Annotated in this window: 23 protein-coding genes and 2 riboswitches; of the genes, 16 read left to right on the plus strand and 7 right to left on the minus strand. The window is 62.2% G+C overall.

Annotated elements, in window-relative coordinates:
- The 4 genes from J2045_RS10295 (at position 1) to J2045_RS10310 (ending at position 2,507) form a co-directional block, all read left to right on the plus strand.
- Positions 1-630: a LysE family translocator gene (locus J2045_RS10295; protein WP_307372355.1), complete on the plus strand. Its 630-nt coding sequence runs from the start codon at positions 1-3 to the stop codon at positions 628-630.
- Positions 631-782: 152 nt separating this feature from the next.
- The gene (locus tag J2045_RS10300; RefSeq protein ID WP_166599451.1) at positions 783-1,523 is read left to right on the plus strand and encodes a helix-turn-helix transcriptional regulator; all 741 of its coding nucleotides are present in this window, start codon (positions 783-785) and stop codon (positions 1,521-1,523) included.
- Between the two features lie 71 nt (positions 1,524-1,594).
- A complete protein-coding gene (locus tag J2045_RS10305; protein ID WP_307372360.1) occupies positions 1,595-2,296 on the plus strand; it encodes an acyl-homoserine-lactone synthase in 702 nt (233 codons plus the stop codon).
- A 1-nt stretch (position 2,297) separates the two neighbouring features.
- Positions 2,298-2,507: a hypothetical protein gene (locus J2045_RS10310; protein ID WP_166599449.1), complete on the plus strand. Its 210-nt coding sequence runs from the start codon at positions 2,298-2,300 to the stop codon at positions 2,505-2,507.
- 9 nt (positions 2,508-2,516) lie between these two features.
- Here J2045_RS10310 and J2045_RS10315 read toward each other — a convergent pair whose 3' ends face one another.
- The 5 genes from J2045_RS10315 to gcvT form a co-directional block, all read right to left on the minus strand.
- On the minus strand, positions 2,517-2,819 hold the full coding sequence (locus J2045_RS10315) for a hypothetical protein (RefSeq protein WP_307372363.1): 303 nt from the start codon (positions 2,817-2,819) through the stop codon (positions 2,517-2,519).
- A 226-nt stretch (positions 2,820-3,045) separates the two neighbouring features.
- Entirely contained in the window at positions 3,046-3,372 is a 327-nt protein-coding gene (locus J2045_RS10320; protein ID WP_307372366.1) for a flagellar basal body protein, read from the minus strand.
- Between the two features lie 188 nt (positions 3,373-3,560).
- Positions 3,561-6,419, minus strand: coding sequence for an aminomethyl-transferring glycine dehydrogenase (gene gcvP / locus J2045_RS10325; protein WP_307372370.1), 2,859 nt, complete (start codon positions 6,417-6,419; stop codon positions 3,561-3,563).
- Positions 6,419-6,781: a glycine cleavage system protein GcvH gene (gcvH, locus tag J2045_RS10330; RefSeq protein ID WP_307372373.1), complete on the minus strand. Its 363-nt coding sequence runs from the start codon at positions 6,779-6,781 to the stop codon at positions 6,419-6,421. Before gcvH ends, gcvP begins: the two co-directional genes overlap by 1 nt.
- A 118-nt stretch (positions 6,782-6,899) precedes the next feature.
- On the minus strand, positions 6,900-8,039 hold the full coding sequence (gene gcvT, locus J2045_RS10335; protein ID WP_307372375.1) for a glycine cleavage system aminomethyltransferase GcvT: 1,140 nt from the start codon (positions 8,037-8,039) through the stop codon (positions 6,900-6,902).
- Positions 8,040-8,186: 147 nt separating this feature from the next.
- Positions 8,187-8,274: riboswitch (glycine riboswitch) on the minus strand.
- A 181-nt stretch (positions 8,275-8,455) separates the two neighbouring features.
- Here gcvT and J2045_RS10340 point away from each other — a divergent pair.
- Positions 8,456-8,830, plus strand: a complete 375-nt coding sequence (locus J2045_RS10340; RefSeq protein ID WP_307372377.1) for a hypothetical protein — start codon at positions 8,456-8,458, stop codon at positions 8,828-8,830.
- A 71-nt stretch (positions 8,831-8,901) separates the two neighbouring features.
- Positions 8,902-9,957, plus strand: coding sequence for a DUF1775 domain-containing protein (locus J2045_RS10345; protein WP_307372379.1), 1,056 nt, complete (start codon positions 8,902-8,904; stop codon positions 9,955-9,957).
- Between the two features lie 76 nt (positions 9,958-10,033).
- Here J2045_RS10345 and J2045_RS10350 read toward each other — a convergent pair whose 3' ends face one another.
- The gene (locus J2045_RS10350; protein WP_166599441.1) at positions 10,034-10,309 is read right to left on the minus strand and encodes a hypothetical protein; all 276 of its coding nucleotides are present in this window, start codon (positions 10,307-10,309) and stop codon (positions 10,034-10,036) included.
- 205 nt (positions 10,310-10,514) lie between these two features.
- Between J2045_RS10350 and J2045_RS10355 the strand changes: the two genes are divergently transcribed.
- The 10 genes from J2045_RS10355 (at position 10,515) to cobO (ending at position 22,360) form a co-directional block, all read left to right on the plus strand.
- The gene (locus J2045_RS10355) at positions 10,515-11,051 is read left to right on the plus strand and encodes a flavodoxin domain-containing protein (protein WP_307372381.1); all 537 of its coding nucleotides are present in this window, start codon (positions 10,515-10,517) and stop codon (positions 11,049-11,051) included.
- 60 nt (positions 11,052-11,111) lie between these two features.
- On the plus strand, positions 11,112-11,489 hold the full coding sequence (gene crcB, locus J2045_RS10360) for a fluoride efflux transporter CrcB (RefSeq protein WP_166599439.1): 378 nt from the start codon (positions 11,112-11,114) through the stop codon (positions 11,487-11,489).
- 95 nt (positions 11,490-11,584) lie between these two features.
- Positions 11,585-12,574 (plus strand): RluA family pseudouridine synthase, encoded by a 990-nt coding sequence (locus J2045_RS10365; protein WP_307372383.1) that lies wholly within the window; start codon positions 11,585-11,587, stop codon positions 12,572-12,574.
- A complete protein-coding gene (locus J2045_RS10370) occupies positions 12,571-13,224 on the plus strand; it encodes an HAD-IA family hydrolase (protein WP_307372386.1) in 654 nt (217 codons plus the stop codon). Before J2045_RS10365 ends, J2045_RS10370 begins: the two co-directional genes overlap by 4 nt.
- A 9-nt stretch (positions 13,225-13,233) precedes the next feature.
- A complete protein-coding gene (locus J2045_RS10375) occupies positions 13,234-14,040 on the plus strand; it encodes an ATP12 family chaperone protein (RefSeq protein WP_307372389.1) in 807 nt (268 codons plus the stop codon).
- A gap of 63 nt (positions 14,041-14,103) precedes the next feature.
- Positions 14,104-14,931, plus strand: coding sequence for a hypothetical protein (locus tag J2045_RS10380; RefSeq protein ID WP_307372391.1), 828 nt, complete (start codon positions 14,104-14,106; stop codon positions 14,929-14,931).
- 65 nt (positions 14,932-14,996) lie between these two features.
- A riboswitch (cobalamin riboswitch) is annotated at positions 14,997-15,363 on the plus strand.
- Positions 15,364-15,550: 187 nt separating this feature from the next.
- The gene (gene cobU / locus J2045_RS10385) at positions 15,551-16,081 is read left to right on the plus strand and encodes a bifunctional adenosylcobinamide kinase/adenosylcobinamide-phosphate guanylyltransferase (RefSeq protein ID WP_307372394.1); all 531 of its coding nucleotides are present in this window, start codon (positions 15,551-15,553) and stop codon (positions 16,079-16,081) included.
- Positions 16,082-16,084: 3 nt separating this feature from the next.
- Positions 16,085-17,170, plus strand: coding sequence for a cobalamin biosynthesis protein CobW (cobW, locus tag J2045_RS10390; protein WP_307372397.1), 1,086 nt, complete (start codon positions 16,085-16,087; stop codon positions 17,168-17,170).
- Between the two features lie 304 nt (positions 17,171-17,474).
- Positions 17,475-21,728, plus strand: coding sequence for a cobaltochelatase subunit CobN (gene cobN / locus J2045_RS10395; protein WP_307372399.1), 4,254 nt, complete (start codon positions 17,475-17,477; stop codon positions 21,726-21,728).
- The gene (gene cobO, locus J2045_RS10400; RefSeq protein ID WP_298465054.1) at positions 21,725-22,360 is read left to right on the plus strand and encodes a cob(I)yrinic acid a,c-diamide adenosyltransferase; all 636 of its coding nucleotides are present in this window, start codon (positions 21,725-21,727) and stop codon (positions 22,358-22,360) included. The genes cobN and cobO overlap by 4 nt, the downstream gene beginning before the upstream one ends.
- A 711-nt stretch (positions 22,361-23,071) precedes the next feature.
- On the opposite strand, the gene J2045_RS10405 is transcribed toward cobO, so the two are convergent.
- Positions 23,072-23,857 carry a TSUP family transporter gene (locus J2045_RS10405; RefSeq protein ID WP_307372768.1) on the minus strand — a complete coding sequence of 262 codons (786 nt, stop codon included), beginning with the start codon at positions 23,855-23,857 and terminating at the stop codon, positions 23,072-23,074.
- Between the last annotated feature and the right edge of the window lie 175 nt (positions 23,858-24,032).

The following is a 24,032-nucleotide window of genomic DNA, read 5'->3' on the forward strand; positions in this document are numbered from 1 at the left end:
GTGGACGCGCTGCTCTTCGGCAAGGGATTGGTGCTCGGCGTTGCCATTGCCGCGCCGCTCGGGCCGATCGGCGCCCTTTGCATCAACCGGACGCTGGAGCGCGGTTTTTGGGCCGGCGTGGCTGGTGGTCTCGGCACGGCACTGGCCGATGGCGTCTATGCCATGTTTGCGGCCGCAGGCTTCACGGCTGTCGGATCCCTCCTCGGATGGATTGAGCTGCCTCTGCAACTGTTGGGCGGCCTCTTTCTGATCTATCTCGGTATCAACGGGCTGAAGCCACGCCCGCCCGCTTCTGCGGCCTCGGTCGCGGCCCGCGGTCTGATCGCCACGACGGTTGCAACTTTCCTTCTGACGATTGCCAACCCGGCGACGATCCTCTCGTTCGCGGCGATCTTTGCGGGGTTGGGACTGGCTGCAGGGCAAAGTGGTGCCAGTGCCGCTCTCCTCGTGGCGGGCGTCTTCCTCGGCTCGCTGGGCTGGTGGTTCTTTCTGAGCGGTGTCGTCGCCCTGATGCGCGACAGACTGCCGGCGCGTTTCACGGCTTTCGTCGGGTTGGTTTCGGCAGGCATCCTGATTGCCTTCGGGCTTGGCGCACTTCTGCTCGCCTTGCTCGCATTCCTGCGTGGTTGACGCGCAGAGGCTGCGCCAGGGATGTCCGCCTCTGTGGCGGCGGCGGGAAAGCTAACAAATCCCTTGGAAATCTAATGTTTACTCCGCCGGACGGGTGTCGCCTGTGTTAGACATGAGAACCGCGAAGGCGGGTGTTTGTCTCGGGGGTGACAATGTCAGATAGGCGAGCCACGGCCAATGCGATGTTCGATTTCATCACCGAGTCGTCGCATGCGCGAGACAATGAAGAGGTTCTCGCGAGTTTGGGCAAGGCCGCCATGGTCTTCGGCATGGACTGTTACGCCATTTCCGGCATTCCCTTGCCGAACGAGCGCATAGACCCCTATTTCATGCTGAACGCCTGGCCCGAGGGCTGGTTCGAGCGCTATGTGCGCGAAAACTACGTCCATGTCGACCCGGTGATACACCGCACGAAGATGTCGGACGAGGCCTTTGTCTGGTCGGAGGCTCTGTCCGGCAAGCCTTTGAGCCGAGCGGCGAAGCGGGTCATGAACGAGGCAACCGAATTCGGCATGATGGACGGCTACAGCGTTCCGTTGCATTCCGTCGGTGGCTTCCAGGCAATCGTCACCTTCGGTGCCCGCAAGGTTGACCTGTCGGACGAGCAGCGCGGGGCGCTTCACATCATTTCAATCTATGCGCACAATCGGTTGCGCACATTTTTGGCCGAGGCAACCGACAGGAGGGCTGCTGCTGCCGTCAAGGTCAGTCCGCGCGAACGAGAGGTGATCCTCTGGTGTTCTGCCGGCAAGACCAATTGGGAGATCGGCCAAATTCTTGGAATTTCTGAGAAAACTGTCCAACACGAGATTGCCTCCGCCAGCCGCAAATTGAACTCCGTGAACCGTGCACAACTGATTGCCGAATCGATTAGGCTAGGAATAATCAGATAAATAGGCTGAACGGCCTATATTGAAATTCGCGCGCATGTCGCACTGTCGCCTAAGGTTTTTTGGGGGTAGACATGCTGGCGACAATCCTGGGCGCGGATGCGCACGACCATGCGTTGATCATGGAACAGGTGTGGCGCTTCCGTCATCACCAGTTTGTCGAAAGACTCGGATGGGAGGCGTGCCGACGTAGCGACGATCGCGAGATCGATCAGTTCGATGGTGACGAGGCGATACATCTGCCTTTGATCGTCGACGGAGCCGTCGTCGGCTATAGCCGCCTCCTGCCGACCACGCGTCCGCATCTCTTGTCGGATGTCTATCCGCATCTCATGGATGGGGCCGACTGGCCGCGTGGCGCAAGAATTTTCGAATGGACCCGCTGCATTTCTGAGGTGTCGGAACGCAGGATTTCCTCTGTTCCGATCTCCAACATCCTGATGACGGGTGTGATGGAATACTGCCTCGTAGCCGGGATCGAGACGCTTGTTGTCGAGACCCATCCGAAGCTGGTGAACCTTCTCGTCAGCACAGGCTGGGAGGTGATGCCACTGGCGGCGCCGAGCGTGCTGGACGGTTCCCTCATCGTGCCCATCACAGCCAGGCCCTCGCGGGCGGGCCTTCTCAGACATCATGAGCTTTACGGCATCAACGGTAGCGTGCTCGATCTCGAACGGGCACCGTGCAATCCGTTTGGACCGGCACCATTGGTCCGGCTTCCCTTTGCCGATGAGCTGCATGGCTCAGTCAATTATGCCAGAATTGCAGGAGAATGACATGACGGATGGCCAATTCCCATCCTCCGATATCTATGTGCGCTCGATCGTGCAGGAGCAGGTCAGTAGCCTGCGGGAGATCATCAAGGGGGTGTCGCAGAAGGCGCCGTTGAGCGACGAAACACTGTTTCTCGATCACTTGCTGCAGATGGTCTCGCTTGCCGCCGCCGCCCAGGGGGCGGAACCCACGCGGCGGGCCAGCAATCGCTAGCATCGATTGTCAGAAGCCGACGGCTTTCGGTTGATCGTGTGTTTCAATATCGCATAGCCGAAGCTCGTCGCGGAGAGCCTCGATGGCGCCCAGCAGATACTCTCTGATCTGCTGCGCATTCTCCGGCTCGCTATTTAGCCGTGCCACCGCTTCATCGATCTGGATCAGACAGTCTTCGACATAGTCGTTGCCGTTGATGCCATAGATGGCCTTGTCGATGAGTTCGTCCACCGTGGCCTTCAAACAGGAAGACTGGTCCATGGCCATGGACGAGACCTTGATCCGCAACTGATTGAGTGCTTCGTTGTGCATGAGACCCCCGGATGCAACCGCTTGCAACCGAAACATGTAGCCAGAGCCTTCGAGGCGATGCAACCGAAGAATGCGATGATTTCGCGCGCGCGCCGATAATCCGTCGGATACAAGGCGATTTTATATCGAAAATCGGTGTTTTGCGGCGCCCGGTGTGACCCGTTGGAGGTCGCCAGTCACAGGGGGCATGTGGCATCAGGGTCGCAGGCGGGATGCCAGCTGCGAATCAATCCTTGACGATCGTCTTGAGCACGTCCCACAGTTCGGCACCGGTTTCCCAGGCTGCGGCGTTCGCCTTGAAGCCGATTTCACCTTGGATAAGGGAGAGCATCTCGGCAGCAAGGTCCACATTCGAACCGTCACCGAGCCCTGCGTCGCCGGACGGGCGGACCGTGGCCGATACGCCGCCGGATGGAGCGCTGGTGAATGTGGTTTCCCGTCGATCATAGGAAGGCGTCATCGCGTTCGCGATGTTGCTGGCGGTCGCGGCCACGCGTGTCTGCTGCGCCTGCATACCGGAAAGCGCAATGCCCGTGATGGCCGCAATGCTCATGATCGTCTCCCAAACGCTGGAGACCAGACAATAGCGGTCGAAGATTAGCGCGAGGTGAAGAGCGAGGGTGGACGGAGTCCTGAAGGTGCCTGCACGCCTGTGCCAAATTGAAACGGATTGGGTGGTCGGTTGAAAACAGAAACGCCGTCCTCTCGGACGGCGTTCCAGCTGGCAGAAAGCGTGACCGCTTATTCAGCAGCCTCCGCGTATGCTTCCATCGGCGGGCAGGTGCAGACCAGGTTGCGGTCGCCATAGACATTGTCGACGCGGTTGACCGAGGACCAGTACTTGTCCACCCGGAAGGCACCCGGCGGGTAGCAGGCCTGTTCGCGGCTATAGGGACGGGTCCACTCACCGACCAGGTCTTCCACCGTATGCGGCGCGTTCTTCAGCGGATTGTTGGCCTTGTCCATGCGGCCTTCCTCGATGGCGCGGGCTTCCTCGCGGATCGCCAGCATCGCTTCGCAGAAGCGGTCGATCTCAGCCTTGGTCTCCGATTCCGTCGGCTCGATCATCAGCGTGCCAGCCACCGGCCAGCTCATGGTCGGTGCATGGAAGCCGCAGTCGATCAGGCGCTTGGCGACATCATCGACGGTGACGCCGGCTGACGCCTGCAGCGGACGGGTGTCGATGATGCATTCATGCGCCACACGACCCGAGGCAGACGTGTAAAGCACGTCATAGGCGCCCTTCAGCCGTGCCGCGATGTAGTTGGCGTTGAGGATCGCCACCTTCGTCGCCTGCGTCAGACCTTCGCCACCCATCATCAGGCAGTAGGACCAGCTGATCGGCAGGATCGACGGCGAGCCATAAGGACCGGCCGAGACCGCACCCGGACGACCGTCGGTGACGACATGGCCGGGCAGGAAAGGTGCCAGATGCGCCTTGACGCCGATCGGACCCATGCCCGGACCACCACCACCATGCGGGATGCAGAAGGTCTTGTGCAGGTTGAGGTGGGACACGTCAGAGCCGATGTCACCGGGACGGGAGACACCGACCATGGCGTTCATGTTGGCACCGTCGAGATAGACCTGGCCACCATGCTGATGGGTGATCTCGCAGATCTCGCGCACCGTCTCCTCGAACACGCCATGCGTCGAGGGATAGGTGATCATGCAGCAGGAGAGGTTTGCTGCATGCTCTTCCGCCTTGGCGCGGAAGTCGTCGAGATCGACGTCGCCATTGTCCTTCGATTTCACCGGCACGACCGTCATGCCGACCATCTGGGCGGAGGCCGGATTGGTGCCATGCGCAGACGTCGGGATCAGGCAGACGGTGCGATGCGTATCGCCCCGCGACAGGTGATAGGCACGGATCGTCAGCAACCCGGCATATTCCCCTTGCGCACCCGAATTCGGCTGCATCGAGATCGCATCATAACCGGTGACCGCGCAGAGCTTTTCCGAGAGGTCGTCGATCATTTCCTTGTAGCCCAGCGCTTGGTCGGCCGGAACGAAGGGGTGGATATCTGAGAATTCCGGCCAGGTGATCGGCAGCATTTCGGCCGTGGCGTTCAGCTTCATCGTGCAGGAGCCGAGCGGGATCATCGCCCGGTCGAGCGCGAGGTCGCGGTCGGAGAGCCGGCGGATGTAGCGGGTCATCTCGCTTTCCGCACGGTTCATGTGGAAGATCGGATGCGTCAGGTAATCGCTGGTACGCAGCAGATCCTTGGGCAGGCGATAGTCGGCCTCGAAATCGGCAACCTTGAAATTGCCGCCAAAAGCGCGCCAGACGGCTTCTAGCACGGCGGGGCGGGTGCGCTCGTCGAGCGCGATGCCGACCTTGGTCTCGCCGACCTTGCGCAGGTTCACACCTTCGGCGACGGCTGCCCGCATCACCAGCCCCTGCATATGGCCAACCTCGACAGTGATCGTGTCGAAGAAGCTTTCAGGCTCAACCTTGTAGCCGAGCTTTTCCAGGCCCTTGGCCAGGATGACCGTCTTCTGATGCACCTGCTGGGCAATCGCCTTCAGGCCCTTCGGACCATGGAAGACGGCATACATCGAGGCCATGACGGCGAGCAGCACCTGTGCGGTGCAGATGTTCGACGTCGCCTTTTCGCGGCGGATATGCTGTTCGCGGGTCTGGAGCGACAGGCGATAGGCGCGATTGCCGCGCGCATCGACGGAGACGCCGACGAGACGGCCGGGCATGGAGCGCTTGATCGCATCCTTGACCGCCATATAGGCGGCATGCGGGCCGCCATAACCCATGGGCACGCCGAAGCGTTGGGTGGAGCCGATCGCGATATCGGCACCCATTTCACCTGGTGATTTCAGGAGAAGCAGGGCGAGAATGTCGGCTGCGACGGCGGCAAGCGCGCCGGTCTGGTGCAGACGGGCGATCAGGCCGGAGAAGTCACTGATATGCCCATGCGTGCCGGGATACTGGAAGATCGCGCCGAAGACTTCGGTCGGGTCGAGGTCGGTGAAGGGATCGCCGACGGTGACGGTCCAGCCGAGCGGCTCGGCGCGCGTCTGGATGACGGCGATGGTCTGCGGGTGGCAGTTCTTGTCGACGAAGAAGCCGGTCGCCTTTGTCTTGGCGCTGCGCTGGCAGAGCGCCATGGCTTCGGCGGCAGCGGTTGCCTCGTCCAGCAGCGACGCATTCGCGACGTCGAGGCCGGTGAGATCCGTCACCATGGTCTGGTAGTTGAGCAGTGCCTCAAGGCGCCCCTGGCTGATTTCCGGCTGGTAGGGCGTGTAGGCCGTGTACCAGGCAGGGTTTTCCAGGATGTTGCGCTGGATCACCGGCGGCGTGATGGTGCCATAGTAGCCCTGACCGAGGAGCGAGGTCAGGACCTTGTTCTTGTTCGCCGTCTCGCGCAGCTTGTCGAGCGCCTCGCGCTCGGTCATCGCCGCACCCCAGGTGAGCGGCGCCTTCTGGCGGATCGAGCCGGGTACGGTGGCATCGATCATCTCGTCGAGCGAGTGATAGCCGATTACCTTCAGCATATCTGTCATTTCGGACGGCGAGGGGCCGATATGGCGCCGATTGGCGAAGTCGTAGGGATCGTAATCCGTGAACTGGAATTCCGTTGTCATTACGCAATCAGCTCCTTATAGGCGGCTTCGTCGAGCAGGGCGTCGGCGTCAGCGGGATTGGCGAGCTTGAGCTTGAAGAACCAGGCGGAACCTTCCGGATCGGAATTGACCAGCGAGGGATCATCGACGATCGCCTGGTTGATCTCGACGATTTCGCCATCGAGCGGGCAGTAGACGTCGGAGGCTGCCTTGACGCTTTCGACGGTCGCTGCACCCGCATCCTTCTTGAAGCTTGAGCCTTCCTCCGGCAGTTCGACGAAGACGAGATCGCCGAGCTGGCCGGCGGCATGGGTGGTTATGCCGACGGTCGCGATATCGCCTTCGATCTTCAGCCATTCGTGTTCGGGGGTGAATTTCAGCATGGTTTGTTCCTCTCGTGTGCTTGTTCGTTGGTGGTGCCCCTCATCCCCCTGCCGGGACCTTCTCCCCGTTCACGGGGAGAAGGTGGCGGCAGCCGGATGAGGGGCAATCAAGGTCATGTCAGCGTTTGTATGTTGGCGTCACAAAGGGCAGCGCGGTGACGGTGAGGGGCAGATACTTGCCACGCACATCAGCAAAAACCTGGTTGCCGGGTTCGGCCATGACGGTGGGCACATAGCCCATGGCGACCGGGCTCTCTGCGCTTGGGCCAAAGCCACCGGACGACACATGACCGATCTCGGTCTTGCCCTCGGCATCGGCAAACAGCTTTGCCGGCGGGCGCACCGGCGCCTTGCCCTCGGGCCGCAACCCGACGCGGCGGCGGGAGACGCCATCGTTGAGTTCGGCGAGGATGCGGGCTGCCCCTGGAAAGCCGCCTTCGCGGGCGCCGCCTGTGCGGCGGACCTTCTGGATGCCCCATTCGATCGAGGCCTCGACCGGCGAGGTCGTCGTGTCGATGTCGTTGCCATAGAGGCAGAGCCCGGCTTCGAGGCGGAGCGAATCACGCGCGCCGAGACCGATTGCCTGACAGTCCGGCTGGTCGAGCAAAGCCTTGGCGAGATCGGTGGCGCGGTCAGCCGGCACCGAGATCTCGAAACCGTCTTCGCCGGAATAGCCGGTGCGCGAGACAAGGGCAGGGATGTCGCTCAGAGACAGTTCACGCACATCCATGAATTTCATGGTTACGACGTCGGAATTGAGCGCCGCAAGTACGGCTTCCGCCTTCGGTCCCTGGAGGGCGAGAAGCGCCCGGTCGTCATGCACGAGAACCTGAACGCCATCAGGCAGCTTTGCCCTGAGATGCGCGATGTCGGCATCCTTGCAGCCGGCATTGACCACCACCAGCAGGCGTTCGTCGAGGCGCGAAATCATCAGGTCGTCGAGGATGCCGCCGTTGTCATCCGTGAAGAAGCCGTAGCGCTGGCGTCCGTCCTTCAAGCCGATGATATCGACGGGAACGAGCGTTTCCAGTGCCTTGGCCGCGTCCTCGTAAGTACCGGAGGGGGCGACGAGCTCAACCTGTCCCATATGCGAAACGTCGAAGAGACCGGCGGCGGCGCGGGTGTGCAGGTGTTCCTTCAGCACGCCGGCCGGATATTGCACCGGCATGTCGTAACCGGCAAAGGGCACCATCTTGGCGCCAAGCGACACATGGAAATCATAAAGGGGGGTGCGTTTCAGTTGGGTCTGATCGTCCAAGACGTCGCCTCCGGGTTCGCGCTCGCGCGCTTGCTCAAGTCAGGGCACGGTTGTGCCGGTTCATGAGCCCCCTCTGTCCTTGTGCCTGAGATTGTTATCCCTTCGGCGCGGCCCGCTTTGGAAACGGGCCTCTCTCCAGAGTGCAGTCGACGCCTTGTGGTCCTTTTGCCTGAGAGTTTCCGGGGCGGTTGCTCCTTCGGCTCCGGATTGAACCGGTATCTCCCAACAAGGTCATGCAGGCATTATCCGGCGGCAGGGCAGCTTGGCAAGAGGCTGCGTCGCTCTCGAACAAATAATTGTCGCTGGAGCGTCGGGTTTTCGTCGGCGCGAACGGGGAGCGCTTGTTCGCCGGCGCGGCATCTCGTCGCTTGGCTTGGGGCGAACATCGCGTTAAAGCAGTGATCGGAACGGGGACGATGATGAAGCCGAAGGCCAACAGAGCGACGATGTGCCTGCGCATTTTCTGCGCCATGGTCTTCCTGTCGATCGGCTTTGGTCATCGCATGCCGGCCGCATTTGCAGCCGACACACAGTCGGTTGCCTATGCGCTGCCGGATGGCACCTTTGCCGATCTCTGTGTTGCCGATCAGGGCCAGAAGCACGCCACGCCGATCTCGGATTGTGAAGCCTGCCGTCTTGCCAGTTCGGTGCTTCTGCCGACGCCCCCGGATCACTCTTGGCTCATCAGCCAGTTTGCGAGCCTGGATCCGATCGCGCCGCCCCAATCACCGGATCGCCTCCGCCATCTCCTCGATCGCCCGCGCTTGCGTGGCCCGCCGCTCTCCGTCTGATCGCTTTCATCCGTAGACGAAGACAGACGAATGCCGACGGCCAGCATGGACCGCGGCCAGGAGAGACACCCATGAAGACCAAACTTGTTCTTGCGACCACGATCGCCACGCTCGCGTCGACCACTGCCGTGTTCGCCCACGCCACCTTCGCCAACCAGCCGGCCAAGATCGGTTCTTACGTGGCCGCCACCTTGCAGGTGCCGCATGGCTGCGACGGCAAGGCGACCAACGAAGTCCAGATCAAGCTACCGGAAGGCTTCATCTCCGCCAAGCCGATGCCGAAGCCTGGCTGGGAAGTCGAAGTGATCACCGGTGACTATCAGACGAGCTATGACAACCATGGCAAGGAAGTGAAGTCCGGTCCGGTCGAGATCCGGTTCAAGAATGGCGAGCTGCCCGACAATTTCTACGACACCTTCACCGTCTACGGAAAGATTGCCGCCGGCGACCCTGCAACGGGCCTTGCCTTCCCGACCGTTCAGCTCTGCGGAACGGATGGCAAGGTGGCCTGGGATCAGATTGCTGCACCCGGCCAGGACCCGCATGATCTCGAGGGTCCCGCACCGGTTCTGAAACTGGTCGCTGCCGAGCAGGATCCGCATGCCGGTCATGGCGCACACGGTGCGCATGCCGGCGCTGCCGCGCCCGCCGGTCAGGCCGCTGCCGGCGGCCACGGGGCCCATGGCGATCATTCGGGCCATGGTGACCACATGGCGGCCGCCAATCCCGGTGGTTTCGACGATGTCACCGCCGGTAACCTCGAACTGACCGCAGGCTTCACCAAGGCCATGCTCCCCGGTCAGCCGGTTGGCGGCGGCTTCATCACCATCACCAACAAGGGCGGCGAGGCAGATAAGCTCGTGTCGGCAACGTCGGCCCAGGCCGGTGAGGTCCAGCTTCACGAGATGGCGATGGAAGGTGACGTCATGAAGATGCGCCAGTTGACCGAAGGCATCGTGATCCCTGCCGGCGAGACGGTCGAGTTGAAGCCGGGCGGCCTGCACCTGATGTTCTACAAGGTCGCCGAACCCTTCAAGGAGGGCGCAACGGTCAACGTGACGCTGACCTTTGAAAAGGCCGGTGCCGTGGATGTGGTTCTCCCGGTCGGTCCGGCCAGAGGCAACTGATCCCCTGAGCTGCAAACAGACAAAAGCCGCGACCGTTCATCGGTCGCGGCTTTTTTCGTCTGTCTTGGGAGTGGTGTCAGGCGACCGAATTCTTGTAGGCCTCGATCGTTTCCTTCAGCGTCGCCTGCTCGAACTGCTGCTGCGTCGAGGTGAGGAAGTAGAGCGCCAGTGCCGGAGGCTGCACGACGTTGACCAGCGCTCTGAGCCGCAGGTCTTCGCTCTGCGCCGCTTGCTGCGCCAGCACACGCGTATGCTCTTCTACGTAGGATGCACGGGAAACACGTTGAGGCGGCTTCACCGGTTCCATCGCATAGGCCGCAGTATGGGCAGAGACTGTGACAACCTGTGTCATGGGCGTTTTCCAGATATTACATAACGACATTAGCATAAACTACGGTTATCTATGCATCTTTAAGTCGAATGATGATAATTGAATAAAATTCTATGGGTTGTGTGTTGCGCCAAATCGACGTCGCGGCTGCCCGTTTTGCGCCAGATCAAGGCGCTGTCCGAGGCTCGGATGAATATCGACGCATCACAAGGAGAGGAGCGAAGACATGATTATTCTTGTCGGTTATGCGACGATCGAGGGACAGACGCGGAAGATTGCCGAAGCAGTGGCCGCATCGATCGAGGCGGCTGGCGACCGGGCGCTTCTTTTCGACATCTCGTCCGGCGGTGAATATGCGATCGGCCATCCCGAAGCTGTCATTCTCTGCGCTCCGGTCCACGCGGCCCGCTATCCTGCCGCTTTCGTCAACTTTGTGCGCCAGGAGGCGCCCTGGCTGCGTGGTGTTCCGACCGCATTCGTCTCGGTTTCGCTGCTGATCCGCAGTGAGTTCGATGAGGAGCGTGACGAAGCCAGACATTTCCCCCAGGGGCTCTTCGATGAAACCGGCTGGAAGCCGCGCCATGTGCACCATGCGGCCGGCGCCTTGCGCTACACCGAATATGATTTCTTCAAACGCTGGATCATTCGCCGCATGGCCGAATACGAGAAGGCACCAACCGATGTCAGCCGTGACCATGAATTCACCGACTGGCAGGCGCTTGCTGACTTTGTCGGCGCCTTCCTGACGTCGGCCAAGGGTTGACGCGACGGTCTGGACCGGCTTGAACGGGTTTGATCACCGCAGTTTGAGCCGGAGGCCCCCATGTTCCATATTCTTCTGGTGGCGGTCGGCGGCGCCACCGGATCCGTTGCCCGCTATCTGACCGGGATCGCGATGACGCGGCTGCTTGGGCCTGCCTTTCCCTGGGGCACCATCACCGTCAATATCGTTGGTTCCTTTGCGATCGGTCTCCTCGCCGAGCTCGTGGCGCGCAAGCTTTCGGCACCGGTGGAGCTGCGGCTGCTGCTGGTTGTCGGGTTCCTCGGTGGTTTCACCACTTTCTCTTCGTTTTCGCTGGACACACTGTCCCTGTTCGAGAAGGGAGAGGGGCTCATGGCTTTCGTCTATGTCGGCGCAAGCGTCCTGCTCTCGCTCGCGGCCGCCTTCGGTGGCCTTGCACTCGGTCGCAGCCTGTTCTGAGCCCATCGCCTGCATTTCCGCTTTCCCTTTCCGGCCGAAATCTACTAAAGGCACGGGACAAGAGGGTGGAGAACCCGAGCAAGAAAGAATTCCTGATGGCAGGCATCGAACACATCACCGTGGAAGCCGACGAGGCGGGCATGCGGCTCGACCGTTGGTTCAAGATCCACTATCCGGGTCTCGGCTTCGGCGCGCTTCAGAAGCTGCTGCGCTCGGGCCAGGTCCGTGTCGACGGCGGTCGCGTCAAGACCGATGCCCGCGTCCAGCCCGGCCAGGTCGTGCGTGTGCCGCCCATGGATGTCGACGCCAAGAAGTCCGGCCCGATCGCAAGCCACGACCTGAAGCATGGCGACGACCATGAACTCCTGTCGCGCATGCTGCTGCATGAAGACGAAAAGGTCTTCGTGCTCAACAAGCCCGCCGGCCTTGCCGTGCAGGGCGGCTCGGGTCTCAACCGCCACATCGACAAGATGCTGGAAGCCTGGACGAGCAGGAAGGGCGAGAAGCCGCGCCTCGTCCATCGCCTCGACCGCGACACCTCCGGCGTGCTCGTTGTCGCCCGTACCCGTGGCGCTGCCCAGAAGCTGACGGCTGCCTTCCGCGAGCGTGACACGAAGAAGATCTACTGGTCGCTGGTGAAGGGTGTGCCGCGCAAGCACGAGGACAAGATCTCGACCTGGCTCACCAAGGACCAGACCGACGAGGGCGACCGCATGCGGGTCTGCAAACACGGCGAGGACGGGGCGGACCACGCCATCACCTATTACCGTGTGATCGATACGGCAGCCCAGAACCTCGCCTGGCTGGAAATGGAACCCTATACTGGCCGTACCCACCAGCTGCGCGTTCACGCGCTCCATATCGGCCATCCGATCATCGGTGACCCCAAATACTTCATCGACGACCACAACTGGGATTTCCCCGGTGGCGTCCAGAAGCGCCTGCATCTGCATGCACGCTATATTGACCTGCCGCATCCCAATGGGGGGCGCCTGAAGGTCACGGCACCGCTGCCGCCGCACATGGTCCAGACCTGGAACCTGCTCGGCCTCGATCAGCGCGATGGTGACAGGGACGGCGAATGAAGCTTGTTCTTTTCGATTGCGACGGCACGCTGGTCGACAGCGCCGGCCTGATCCATGAGGTCATGCGCCACACCTTCATCGCCTTCGGCAAGCCGGAGCCGGCTTTGGAGACGACCAAGTCGATCATCGGTCTGACGCTCGACATCGCGATCGCCCGTATGGACGGCAAGCCGCATGCCGACGATGAGGCGGTCGCCATGGCGGCCCACTACAAGAAGATCTTTGCCGATGTCCGCCGGGACTCCGGCTTTGGCGAGACCATGTTCGACGGCATCCGTGAGGTTCTGGATGCCTTGATCGCGCGCGACGATATCTGGCTCGGCGCCGTGACCGGCAAGTCGCGCCGCGGGCTGGAATTGATCCTTGAAGGCCATGGGTTGAAGCCCCATTTCCTGTTTTGCCGCACGGCCGACGAATGCCCCTCCAAGCCGCACCCGGCCATGGTGACGGAATGCTGCGACGAGGCAGGCATGGCGCCGCGTGAAACGATCGTCATCGGCGACGCGATCTACGACATGCAGATGGCGAAGGCTGCGGGCGCGACCGCGATCGGCGTGGCCTGGGGTTATGCCAATCCGGACGAACTCTGGAAGGCCGGAGCCGATGCCGTGGTCGAACGCCCCGCCGACCTTCTGGCCTATATCCACTAGGAGCCCTTGATGCGCGACGAACTCAGCCAGGACATTTTCGGGACCTTCATTCCGGAACCGAGCCATGAGGACCCGGTGCGCCGGGCGCAAATCCAGATGAAGCGGCCGCTGCCGAAGCGCTTCTACGAGAACGTCGGCATGGAGGAGCGTGAGGACGGCTTCTCGATCACCCTCGACGGCAAGCCGGTGAAGACACCGGCCAAGAAACTGCTGACACTTCCGACGCGCGAGGCCGCCGAGCTGGTTGTGGCGGAATGGGCGGGGCAGGGCGAGTTTATCGATCCCGCCACCATGCCGATCACAAAGCTTGCCAACACCGCGATTGATGCCGTCTCGAACAGCCTTGCGGACGTGTTCGACGAGATCGTGCGTTTCGCCGGAACCGATCTTCTCTGCTACCGTGCGGATGGGCCGAAGGAACTCACCGATCGCCAGGCGACCCGCTGGGATCCTGTCCTCGCCTGGGCTGCGACGGCCCACGCGGCACGTTTCATTCTCGTTGAAGGTGTGATGCACCAGGAACAGCCAGGCGAGGCAGTTTCTGCCTTTGCCCGGGCACTTGAGCGCTATCGCGATCCTTTTCGAATCTCCTGCCTCAATGTGGTGACGACGCTGACCGGTTCGGCGGTCCTGGCGCTCGCTTTCGCCGAAGGCGCTTTTGAACTCGACGAGATCTGGTCGTTCGCCCATCTCGATGAAGACTGGACGTTGGAACATTGGGGTACCGATACCGAGGCGGAAGCGCGTCGCGAGGCCCGTTATGCTGAATGCGCCTCGGCGGCATCGCTGTTCGCGGCCCTTCATTCCGCAAATTAACGGTCCACTAACCATAAGTGGCGAATTCTCGGGCTGGTCCAGAATCACCAGCCCGGGGTCGTCATGTCCGTTCGCAGTCTCCGCATCGCCGCTGCACTCGGTCTGGTCATGCTTCTGGCTTCCTGCTCGCTTCTCCAGGGGCGCAACATCGATCGCCCGCTGGTCTATTTCGTCCGCAACGTCACGGTCATGGCCGATGCCCGCATCCCGCTCGACCTGATTGAAGGTGTCGATCGGCGAGTGTCGGCGGCCATCGCGTCTACCCGTGCGCCGCAGGGGGCGGAGCGCGTCGTCCTGCTCGTCAAGATCGACCGACTGGGCTTTGGGGAAGGTGCCCGCCGTCGCCTCGCCCAGGCGAAGTTCACCGTGACGGCGACCTCTGTCGAGACGGGCGAGCCCGTGGCGCAAGGATCATTCACGGTCAGCAGCCCAACCGACGATCCGAAATGGGCACGGCAAGCGCTGGTCGAGGAGATTGCGGCTCGTATTCGCTTCGCCTTCTCGCTTGCCACGCCGCGCATCCGCAAGGCGCAGCCGCCGCGTATGATGTCGACCCGTCTGACGACAGACCCTCCGCCGGTCATCGTGCCGGATGCGCCGCCGGCCGCCCCGCGCGCGGCTGCAGTTGCGCCGCAGGCGCCGACCATGCCACAGAATTCGCCTGCGGCGACCACACCGGTTGTCTCGGTTACGCCGCCGCCGACGGAAATGGCTGCGCCCCCTGTTGCCGAAGTCGCTCAGCCCCCGAGCTCCACTGCGCCTGCGCAGCCGGCCCGTCGGGCAGCGGATGTCCGCTCCGGCACGCCTGTCGAGAACGGCGCGAGCGGGACGATCCGCTTGCGTCCCGACTGCGACCCGGCTGTGACGCCGGATTGCCCCGCAACACCGTGATCGTCCGCCGACGCAATGACGCATGCCGGCGCCGCAGCCATGATTGACTTGCGCCCGGCCTCGGCCTAATCCTCGTGGCGGATGGTTTCCGGACGGCAGACAGGCCGCCTGGAGAGCAAAAGGGAATGCGAAGGCTTGGACCTCTATCAGGCAGGCCGAACGCAGCCGACCCCGCGACTGTATTGCAGCGAGGGTCTTCCATCCCGCATGGTGAAAGCGAGGGCGACGGATCGCATGGTGTGATCGGCCGGAGTTTTGCGAGGCGGGAAAAGCCACTGGGGTGGCGCCATGAAAAGCCGGGGCAGGACGCCTCTATGTCTACGAATCGTCCGCTCATTCATGTCGCAAACGCCCTGGGAAGGTGAGGAAGACCCGCTGGCACCCGTGCCACGACCTGCGAGCCAGGAGACCTGCCGTCCGTGACGGGCATCAAGCCCAATTGGGGAGCAATCCCCGTTGCCAACACGGAGGTTGTCTTGGCGACGCGTGAAAGATGCGGACCCCTGGGGTCTCGCAGCGGGACGATGGCGTGCGTGCCTGACCCCTATAAACACTTGGTCCGCGCCGCGCACATGCGTGGTCGCAGACATGACCGTCGGTATGGAGGCCTCGGCACTCCATGACCACACCCAACTCCCGATCCGTGCTGGTTCTCGGTGGTGCCCGGTCCGGCAAGTCGCGTTTTGCCGAGACAATGGCACGCGAGACCGGTCTTGAGCGTGTCTACCTGGCCACCGGCCGCGCCTGGGACGACGAGATGCGTGCGCGCATTGCCACCCACAAGGCGGACCGTGCCGATGACGGCTGGATCACCCATGAAGAACCGCTGGATCTGATCGGCGCTCTGAAGACACTCGACCAGCCAGGACGGGTCATCCTCGTGGATTGCCTGACGCTCTGGGTCACCAACCTGATGATGGAGGAGGGCTGCGACGTCGATGCCGAAGGCGAATCCCTCTCAGGCGCGCTCAGCGACCTCCAGGCCACCGTCATCTTGGTCTCCAATGAAGTCGGCCTCGGCATCGTGCCCGAGAACAAGATGGCCCGCGCCTTCCGCGACCATGCCGGCCGTCTCCACCAAGCCATCGCCGCAGAGGCGGATGAAGTCTATTTCGTGGCGGCCGGATTGCCGCTGAAAATGAAGGGTTGAACCATGTTGCAGCAGAAGATCCCCGCCACCGTCATCACCGGCTTCCTGGGGGCCGGCAAGACCACCATCATCCGCAACATGCTGATGAATGCCGGCGGCAAGAAGATTGCGCTGATCATCAATGAATTCGGCGATCTCGGCGTCGATGGCGACGTGTTGAAGGGCTGCGGCGCCGACAACTGCACCGAAGACGACATCATCGAACTCACCAATGGCTGCATCTGCTGCACGGTCGCAGACGACTTCGTGCCGACCATGCTCAAGCTGCTCGAGCGCGACGTGAAGCCTGACCATATCGTCATCGAAACCTCTGGCCTGGCCCTGCCGCAGCCGCTGGTCGCCGCCTTCAACTGGCCTGACATTCGCACCCGCGTGACCGTTGATGGTGTCGTCACCGTCGTCGACAGCGCCGCCGTCGCCGCCGGTCGTTTTGCCGACGACCATGACGCGGTTGCCGCCGAGCGCGCCGAGGACGACAATCTCGACCACGAGAGCCCGATCGAGGAACTGTTCGAGGACCAGCTGACCTGCGCCGATCTCATCGTCCTCAACAAGACCGACCTGCTTGACGCCGCCGGCATCGCCGCCGTGCGCGCAGAAGTGACCGGCCGCACCAGCCGCAAGCCCTCGATGATCGAGGCGAAGAACGGCGAAGTGCCTTCGCTGGTGCTGCTCGGCATTGGCGCTAGCACGGAAGACGACATCGACAATCGCAAGTCGCATCACGAACTGGAGCATGAGGCCCTGCATGCCTCGGGCGAAGACCACGGCCATCACCACGATCACGACGAGTTCGAGAGCTTCGTGCTGAAGCTCGGCGCCATCAAGGACGCTTCCGATTTCATCGACCGCCTGAAGCCTGTCATCGAGAAGCACGACATCCTGCGCCTGAAGGGCTTCATCGACGTGCCCGGAAAGCCGATGCGCCTCGTCATCCAGGCCGTCGGCACCCGCATCGACACCTATTTCGACCGACCCTGGACGAGCGCCGAAAAGCGCGAGACGCGGCTTGTGGTGATCGGCCTGCATGAGTGGGATTTCGCGTCTGTCGTCGAAGACGTGCAGGCGGCGGGTTCAGAAACGGCCTGATGATGGCGCTCGGTGTTACCCCCCTCTGGCCTGCCGGCCATCTCCCCCTCAAGGGGGGAGATCGGAAGGCCGCGCGCCTTGTGGTTCGCGGGCAAGGTGGCACCCGGCTGCCGAGGTTTTTGCTCACGTTATCGACTCGTGGCGGCCAGACATCCAGGGCTGCAGCAGCTGAAGGCTTTCCAGAGGGGCGCGACGCTTCCGCCTTCCGTTCTCCCCCCGTGTGGGGGAGATGCCCGGCAGGGCAGAGGGGGGTACTCCAAACTCTGACATCGGACAAATTCCAGATCGACCACCGGGAGCCGTCATGCATCTCCTCCTAGCCCAGAAGGGATCGATCAGCGACGGCGACGAGGCCATCGATCTTGGCCAGACGCCGGGAGACGTGCTGTTCCTCTCGGCGGCCGACACGGAGCTGGCAGCGATTGCCGCAGCCGTGCAGGCGCGGGGCGGAGAGGCGCTGCGCTGGCGGCTGGCCAGCCTGATGACGCTCAAGCATCCGATGTCGGTCGATACCTATATCGAGCGCACGGCGCGCCACGCGCGGCTGATCGTGGTCAGGGCGCTGGGTGGCGCGAGTTACTTCCACTATGCGCTGGAGGCCCTGCATGCCTCAGCCCGCCGCAACGGCGCGGCCATCGTCGTGCTGCCCGGTGACGACAAGCCGGATGAAGGGCTCGCACCGTTCCAGGCCTGCACGGATGACGACCGCCAGGCACTCTGGACCTATCTGACCGAAGGCGGGGCGGGGAATGCCTCGGCTTTCGTCGCCTATGCCGAGGCCTTGCTCGATGACACCGACCGACCGGAGCCTGCACGTCCGCTGCTGAAAGCCGGAATCTGGTGGCCGGGCAGGGGCGTGATCGGGGTTGAGGAGTGGGAGCGGCTGGCGGTCGCGGTACCTCCCTCTGGCCTGCCGGCCATCTCCCCCGCACGGGGGGAGAGTGGCGTTGCGGCCGGCGGCGTGCTTCCTTCTCCCCGCCTGCGGGGAGAAGATGCCCGAAGGTCAGGCGCAACAAGTTGCGCCGGGGATGAGGGGCAAAGCACCGAACAAGACCAGCCCCTCACCCTGACCCTCTCCTTGGCTGCGGGGAGAGGGAATATCGCCCCCCTCTGCTTCTACCGCGCCCTCGTCCAGAGCGGCGAAACCGCACCTGTCGAAGCCATTGTCGAAGCTTTGAAGGCTGAGGGCCTGATCCCTCTGCCGGTCTTCGTCTCCAGCCTTAAGGACCAGGTCTCGGTCGATACGCTCCGCGCCGTCTTCAACCGCTACCCGCCATCCGTGGTCATCAACACGACCGGTTTCGCCGTCTCCACACCGGGCGCAGAAAAGCCGTCGACGGTGCTCGACGAGACCGGCGCCGTGGTCCTGCAGGCGATCTTCTCTTCCTCCCCGCGCGCCACCTGGGAGAGTTCGAGCCAGGGCTTGAGTGCCCGGGATCTCGCGATGAGCGTCGCCCTGCCGGAGGTTGATGGCCGGGTGCTGACCCGCGCCATCTCGTTCAAGTCGAAGGCGCGCTTCGACGAGCGGGTAGAGGCAAATCTCGTCAGCCACGAGCCGGATGCCGGTCGCATGCGCTTCGTCGCTGAACTCGCCGCCAATTGGGCGAAGCTGCGCGCAACCGAACCCGCCGACCGCCATGTGGCGCTTGTTATGGCCAATTACCCGAACCGCGACGGACGTCTCGGCAATGGGGTCGGACTGGACACGCCAGCCGGCACAATCGAAGTGATGCGCGCCATGCGCGACGCCGGTTACGACGTCGCCGATTTGCCCGCCGATGGCGACGCGCTGATGCAGGCCCTGATGGCAGGCCCGACCAATGCGGCGAATGATGGACGGGTCATTCGTGAACATCTTTCCGTTAGCGATTACATAAAGTTCTTCGAGGATCTTCCCAAAGAAGTTCAGGAGCGCGTCACCGCGCGCTGGGGGGCGCCGGACGCCGATCCCTTCCATCTCGACGGTGCCTTCGCGCTGCCGCTGATGCGTTTCGGCAAGCTCATGATCGGCATCCAGCCGGCCCGTGGCTACAACATCGATCCCAAGGAAACCTATCATTCCCCTGATCTCGTGCCGCCGCATGGCTATCTTGCCTTCTACGCCTTCCTGAGGCGGGAATTTGGCGCTCAAGCCGTCATCCACATGGGCAAACACGGCAATCTCGAATGGCTGCCCGGCAAGGCGCTGGCGCTGTCGGAAACCTGCCTCCCCGAGGCCGTCTTCGGCCCGCTCCCGCATCTCTATCCCTTCATCGTCAACGATCCCGGCGAGGGCACGCAGGCCAAGCGCCGCAGCTCCGCTGTCATCATCGACCACCTGACGCCGCCGCTGACACGGGCTGAGAGTTATGGGCCGCTCAAGGATCTCGAAGCGCTGGTCGACGAGTACTACGAGGCCTCTGGTGGCGATCCGCGCCGTTTGAGTTTGCTGAAAAAGCAGATCCTGGAGCTTATCGCCGACATCGGCCTCGACCAGGATGCCGGCATCGCCAAGGGTGAGGCGGAAGATCAGGCGCTCGAAAAGCTCGACGCCTATCTCTGCGACCTCAAGGAAATGCAGATCCGCGACGGCTTGCACATTTTCGGCCTCGCGCCGGAGGGGCGGCTGCTGACCGATCTGGTTGTCGCGCTGGCCCGTGTGCCACGCGGCCAGGGCAAGGGCGGGGATGCCAGCCTGCAGCGGGCAATCGCGGGGGATCTCCACCTGCTCTCCCCCCTTGTGGGGGAGATGTCGGCGAAGCCGACAGAGGGGGGTAAACCGCAAGTGCTGAGGGATGAGTTACCCCCCTCTGGCCTGCCGGCCATCTCCCCCTCAAGGGGGGAGATCGGCAGAACGCCAATGTCGGCGGATTTCGCACCCTTGGCAAAAACGCCTCAGCTGCCGATGATCTCCGCATCCGCATCCGCAAAGGTGGAGGATGGCAGAGCGCCAACCTCCCCGATCTCCCCCCTTGAGGGGGAGATGCCCGGCAGGGCAGAGGGGGGTATCCCAGGCACGCCGCCAAAATCATTCGACCCCCTCTACTGCATCATGTCCTCCCCGTGGACCGGTCAGAAACTCGAGATCCTCTCGGACATCACCGACGCCCCATGGCGCACGGCGGGCGACACCGTCGAGCGCATCGAACTGCTTGCCGCAAAGCTCGTCGCCGGCGACATCGCCTGCCCGGAGAATTGGCCGCGAACCCGCGCCGTGCTTGCCGAGATCGAAGCCCGCCTGAAACCGGCCGTCGTCAGATCCGGCTCCGCCGAAATCGAGGGCCTCCTCAAAGGCTTAGCCGGTCATTTCGTGCCCCCCGGTCCCTCCGGCGCGCCGACGCGCGGGAGGCCGGACGTTCTGCCGACGGGCCGAAACTTCTACTCCGTCGACAGCCGCGCCGTGCCGACGCCGGCGGCTTATGAACTCGGCAAGAAATCTGCCGAGCTCCTGATCCAGCGTTATGTGCAGGATCATGGCGAATGGCCTACCTCCTTCGGCATCACCGCCTGGGGCACGTCAAACATGCGCACCGGCGGCGATGATATCGCCCAGGCCCTGGCGCTGATCGGCGTCAAGCCGCTCTGGGACATGGCCTCGCGCCGCGTCACCGGCTTCGAGGTGATCCCGATGGCGGTCCTCGGACGTCCGCGCGTCGATGTCACGCTGCGCATCTCCGGCTTTTTCCGCGATGCCTTCCCCGAACAGATTGCACTCTTCGACAAAGCGGTGCGGGCGGTGGCTCATCTCGACGAGGACGAGGGAGATAATCCGATCGCGGCGCGTGTGCGGACGGAAACCATTAAGCTCAAGGCCGAGGGGCTGGACGAAAAACAAGCCGCCCGCCGCGCCGGCTACCGTGTCTTCGGCTCGAAGCCTGGTGCCTATGGCGCAGGCCTGCAGGCCCTGATCGACGAAAAGGGCTGGAGCGACCGCGCCGATCTCGCCGAGAGTTATCTCGTCTGGGGTGGCTACGCCTATGGTGCGGGCGAGGAGGGCAAGGCGGCGCGCAGCCTGTTCGAGGAGCGCCTGCGCTCGGTCCAGGCCGTGGTGCAGAACCAGGACAATCGCGAACACGATCTGCTCGACAGCGACGACTACTACCAGTTCGAGGGCGGCATGACGGCGGCGATCGAACATGTGGCGGGTATCAGGCCGAAGGTCTATCACAACGACCACTCGCGGCCGGAAAAGCCGGTCATCCGCAGCCTCGAGGAAGAGATCGGCCGCGTCGTGCGCGCCCGCGTGGTCAATCCGAAATGGATCGAAGGCGTCATGCGCCACGGCTACAAGGGTGCCTTCGAGATCACCGCAACGGTCGACTATATGTTCGCCTTCGCCGCGACGACGGGTGCGGTCCGCGACCACCATTTCGAAGCCGCATACCAGGCTTTCATCCTCGATGAGCGCGTGCGCGACTTCATGGCCGAGAAGAATGCCCCGGCGCAAAGGGAGCTCGCGGACCGCCTGGTCGAGGCGATCGAGCGCGGCCTGTGGACGCCGAAGAGCAATTCGGCAAAATTTACACTTGAGGAGCTGGCCGCTGTCGGCTCCAGGGATTTGAAGGAAGTGCGGATATGAGCGACGACCCGAACATCGAAACCGCCGAGAGCGATCTTGCCCGCCACGCGGAAAAGATGGCCAAGAAGAAGGCCGCCCGCGACAAGATCATGGCCACCAAGACGGGCGAGAAGGGCCTGATCATCGTTCATACCGGCAAGGGCAAGGGCAAGTCCTCGGCTGCCTTCGGCATGATCTTCCGCCACATTGCCCATGGCAAGAAATGCGCGGTGGTGCAGTTCATCAAGGGGGCGATGTCGACGGGTGAACGCGATCTGATCCTGAGGCATTTCTCCGATCTCTGCGAATTTCACACCATGGGTGAGGGCTTCACCTGGGAGACCCAGGACAAGGCGCGCGACATCGCGATGGCGAAAGCGGCCTGGGAGAAGGCCAAGGAACTGATCCGCGATCCGGCCAACTCCATGGTCTTGCTCGACGAGGTCAATATCGCCATCCGCTACGACTATATCGATCTCGCCGAAGTGCTGGAATTCCTGGCGACCGAAAAGCCACCGATGACCCATGTCGTGCTCACCGGCCGCAATGCCAAGGACGAGTTGATCGAGCTTGCCGATCTCGTGACGGAAATGGAACTGGTGAAGCACCCGTTCCGCTCGGGTATCAAGGCGCAGATTGGGGTAGAATACTAGATGCTCTGACCTGAACCTTAATTTCCCCTACATCATACTGCCCAGTCGGATATACTGGACAAGCAAGCATGTGATTTCTAGAGAAATTTCATTGTGCGGAATATGATGGCCAAATTATAACTACTATTCTTGTCGCTTTCCAAAGCGTTGATTCTTCCCGGGACGGGCAACCAGTTTTGCTGGCTTTACCTGAAATGAAGGCGAGGGCGGTTCGCGCTGAGGTACGAATGTCGAAAAAAACCAAGAGAACAATGACATGAATAACAAAAAGGAGCTTATTGGAAGGACGAATAGGCCACCTAAAAAAGTGGCATAAAACGAAATGGCGAGAAGTATGCCGTTCAAAGCTCCTCGGGACGACCCCTCGCCAAGAGGGGTTATGTTGAGTGCGAAGTGCACCATAGCGACTAAGATCAATCCGGTGACTAATGCGGAATAGCGAAAGAGCCTCCGCTGCGAGTTAATCCCCGCGGTGCGACTTGTTAAAAAGCCAAGCATTGCACAGATCGTCAAGATAACAGCTGCGGCGAAGATGTTTTGTTGAATGAAAGTCTTCAGAAATGCGAGGCCCAATAGCATCTCCTTAAATTGCCCGACTGCTCGACATGGATGCGCAAGCTTGAGTACCGAAAAGCCTCAGCGTCTCAATTTGGTAGTGTGTAACTCAAAAAATGTAACTCTGCGCGGTCTTTGGTGTAAAGCTAGAATGCATCAGACCCCGATCCAAACCCGGATCGGGTTGGTCGGATCGGCGAGCAGTCTGATCGCCAGTGCCACGCAGGTGATCACCAGCAGCGGCTTGATCAGCCGCGCGCCGTTTTTCATCGCGAGCCTCGAGCCGGTCTGGGCGCCGAGGAACTGGCCGATGCCCATCAGGAAACCGATCTTCCAGAGCACGACGCCGCCGGCGACGAAGACGAGGAAGGCGCCGACATTCGAGCCGAAGTTCAGAAGCTTCGTGTGCGCGGTTGCCTTCAGCATGCCGAAGCCGGCGAGCGAGACGAAAGCCAGCATGTAGAAGGAGCCAGTGCCTGGGCCGAAGACGCCGTCATAAAAGCCGATCATTGGCACGAAAGTCAGGCCGAACATGAAGGGTGTCATGCGCTGGTGGCTGTCGATATCAGAGAGGTTCGGCTTGAGCGCGAAATAAAGCGCGATCGCGACCAGCAGGAAGGGCATGAAGGCGCGCAGCACGGCAGCCGGCACGAAGCTCGCGACCACGGCGCCAAGCGCACCGCCGATCACCGCCATGGCTGCCATCGGCAGCTGCTTCTTCAGGTCCACATGGCCCTTCCGCGCATAGGCGATGGTGGCGGACCCCGCGCCAAACATCGACTGCAACTTGTTGGTCCCGAGCGTCTCCAGCGGCGGAATGCCCGCAATCAGCATGGCGGGAATGGTGATCAGCCCGCCGCCACCTGCAATCGAATCGATGAAAGCGGCGATGAAGGCGGCAATGAACAGCAGCAGCAAGGCTTGAAATGCGAGATCGACCACGGAGAGACTCAAGTGAGGTTTTGCACGCGGGCAGGGAAGGTGCGTTGTTGTGGACCAATCGTCGCCGCTTCGCAACCTTGCACGCCGTGTCGCGCGGGTCGCATAAGGGACATTCTGTGGACTGGCGCTTCCGTCACACAAAGCGCCGCAATCCGGTTTGACCGTTCGATAAGCC

The sequence above is a fragment of the Peteryoungia aggregata LMG 23059 genome (assembly GCF_030814435.1).
Lineage (GTDB): Bacteria > Pseudomonadota > Alphaproteobacteria > Rhizobiales > Rhizobiaceae > Allorhizobium > Allorhizobium aggregatum.

Bases quoted from the DNA above. Each gene is read 5' to 3' on its own strand.
- J2045_RS10350 (WP_166599441.1), bottom strand. From the start codon at position 10,309: ATGACACAGGTTGTCACAGTCTCTGCCCATACTGCGGCCTATGCGATG.
- cobW (WP_307372397.1), top strand. From the start codon at position 16,085: ATGTTGCAGCAGAAGATCCCCGCCACCGTCATCACCGGCTTCCTGGGG.
- J2045_RS10345 (WP_307372379.1), top strand. From the start codon at position 8,902: ATGAAGACCAAACTTGTTCTTGCGACCACGATCGCCACGCTCGCGTCG.
- cobO (WP_298465054.1), top strand. From the start codon at position 21,725: ATGAGCGACGACCCGAACATCGAAACCGCCGAGAGCGATCTTGCCCGC.
- J2045_RS10310 (WP_166599449.1), top strand. From the start codon at position 2,298: ATGACGGATGGCCAATTCCCATCCTCCGATATCTATGTGCGCTCGATC.
- J2045_RS10355 (WP_307372381.1), top strand. From the start codon at position 10,515: ATGATTATTCTTGTCGGTTATGCGACGATCGAGGGACAGACGCGGAAG.
- J2045_RS10300 (WP_166599451.1), top strand. From the start codon at position 783: ATGTCAGATAGGCGAGCCACGGCCAATGCGATGTTCGATTTCATCACC.
- gcvH (WP_307372373.1), bottom strand. From the start codon at position 6,781: ATGCTGAAATTCACCCCCGAACACGAATGGCTGAAGATCGAAGGCGAT.
- J2045_RS10305 (WP_307372360.1), top strand. From the start codon at position 1,595: ATGCTGGCGACAATCCTGGGCGCGGATGCGCACGACCATGCGTTGATC.
- cobU (WP_307372394.1), top strand. From the start codon at position 15,551: ATGACCACACCCAACTCCCGATCCGTGCTGGTTCTCGGTGGTGCCCGG.
- J2045_RS10315 (WP_307372363.1), bottom strand. From the start codon at position 2,819: ATGCACAACGAAGCACTCAATCAGTTGCGGATCAAGGTCTCGTCCATG.
- J2045_RS10340 (WP_307372377.1), top strand. From the start codon at position 8,456: ATGATGAAGCCGAAGGCCAACAGAGCGACGATGTGCCTGCGCATTTTC.
- cobN (WP_307372399.1), top strand. From the start codon at position 17,475: ATGCATCTCCTCCTAGCCCAGAAGGGATCGATCAGCGACGGCGACGAG.
- J2045_RS10320 (WP_307372366.1), bottom strand. From the start codon at position 3,372: ATGAGCATTGCGGCCATCACGGGCATTGCGCTTTCCGGTATGCAGGCG.
- crcB (WP_166599439.1), top strand. From the start codon at position 11,112: ATGTTCCATATTCTTCTGGTGGCGGTCGGCGGCGCCACCGGATCCGTT.
- J2045_RS10380 (WP_307372391.1), top strand. From the start codon at position 14,104: ATGTCCGTTCGCAGTCTCCGCATCGCCGCTGCACTCGGTCTGGTCATG.
- gcvP (WP_307372370.1), bottom strand. From the start codon at position 6,419: ATGACAACGGAATTCCAGTTCACGGATTACGATCCCTACGACTTCGCC.
- J2045_RS10375 (WP_307372389.1), top strand. From the start codon at position 13,234: ATGCGCGACGAACTCAGCCAGGACATTTTCGGGACCTTCATTCCGGAA.
- J2045_RS10370 (WP_307372386.1), top strand. From the start codon at position 12,571: ATGAAGCTTGTTCTTTTCGATTGCGACGGCACGCTGGTCGACAGCGCC.
- J2045_RS10365 (WP_307372383.1), top strand. From the start codon at position 11,585: ATGGCAGGCATCGAACACATCACCGTGGAAGCCGACGAGGCGGGCATG.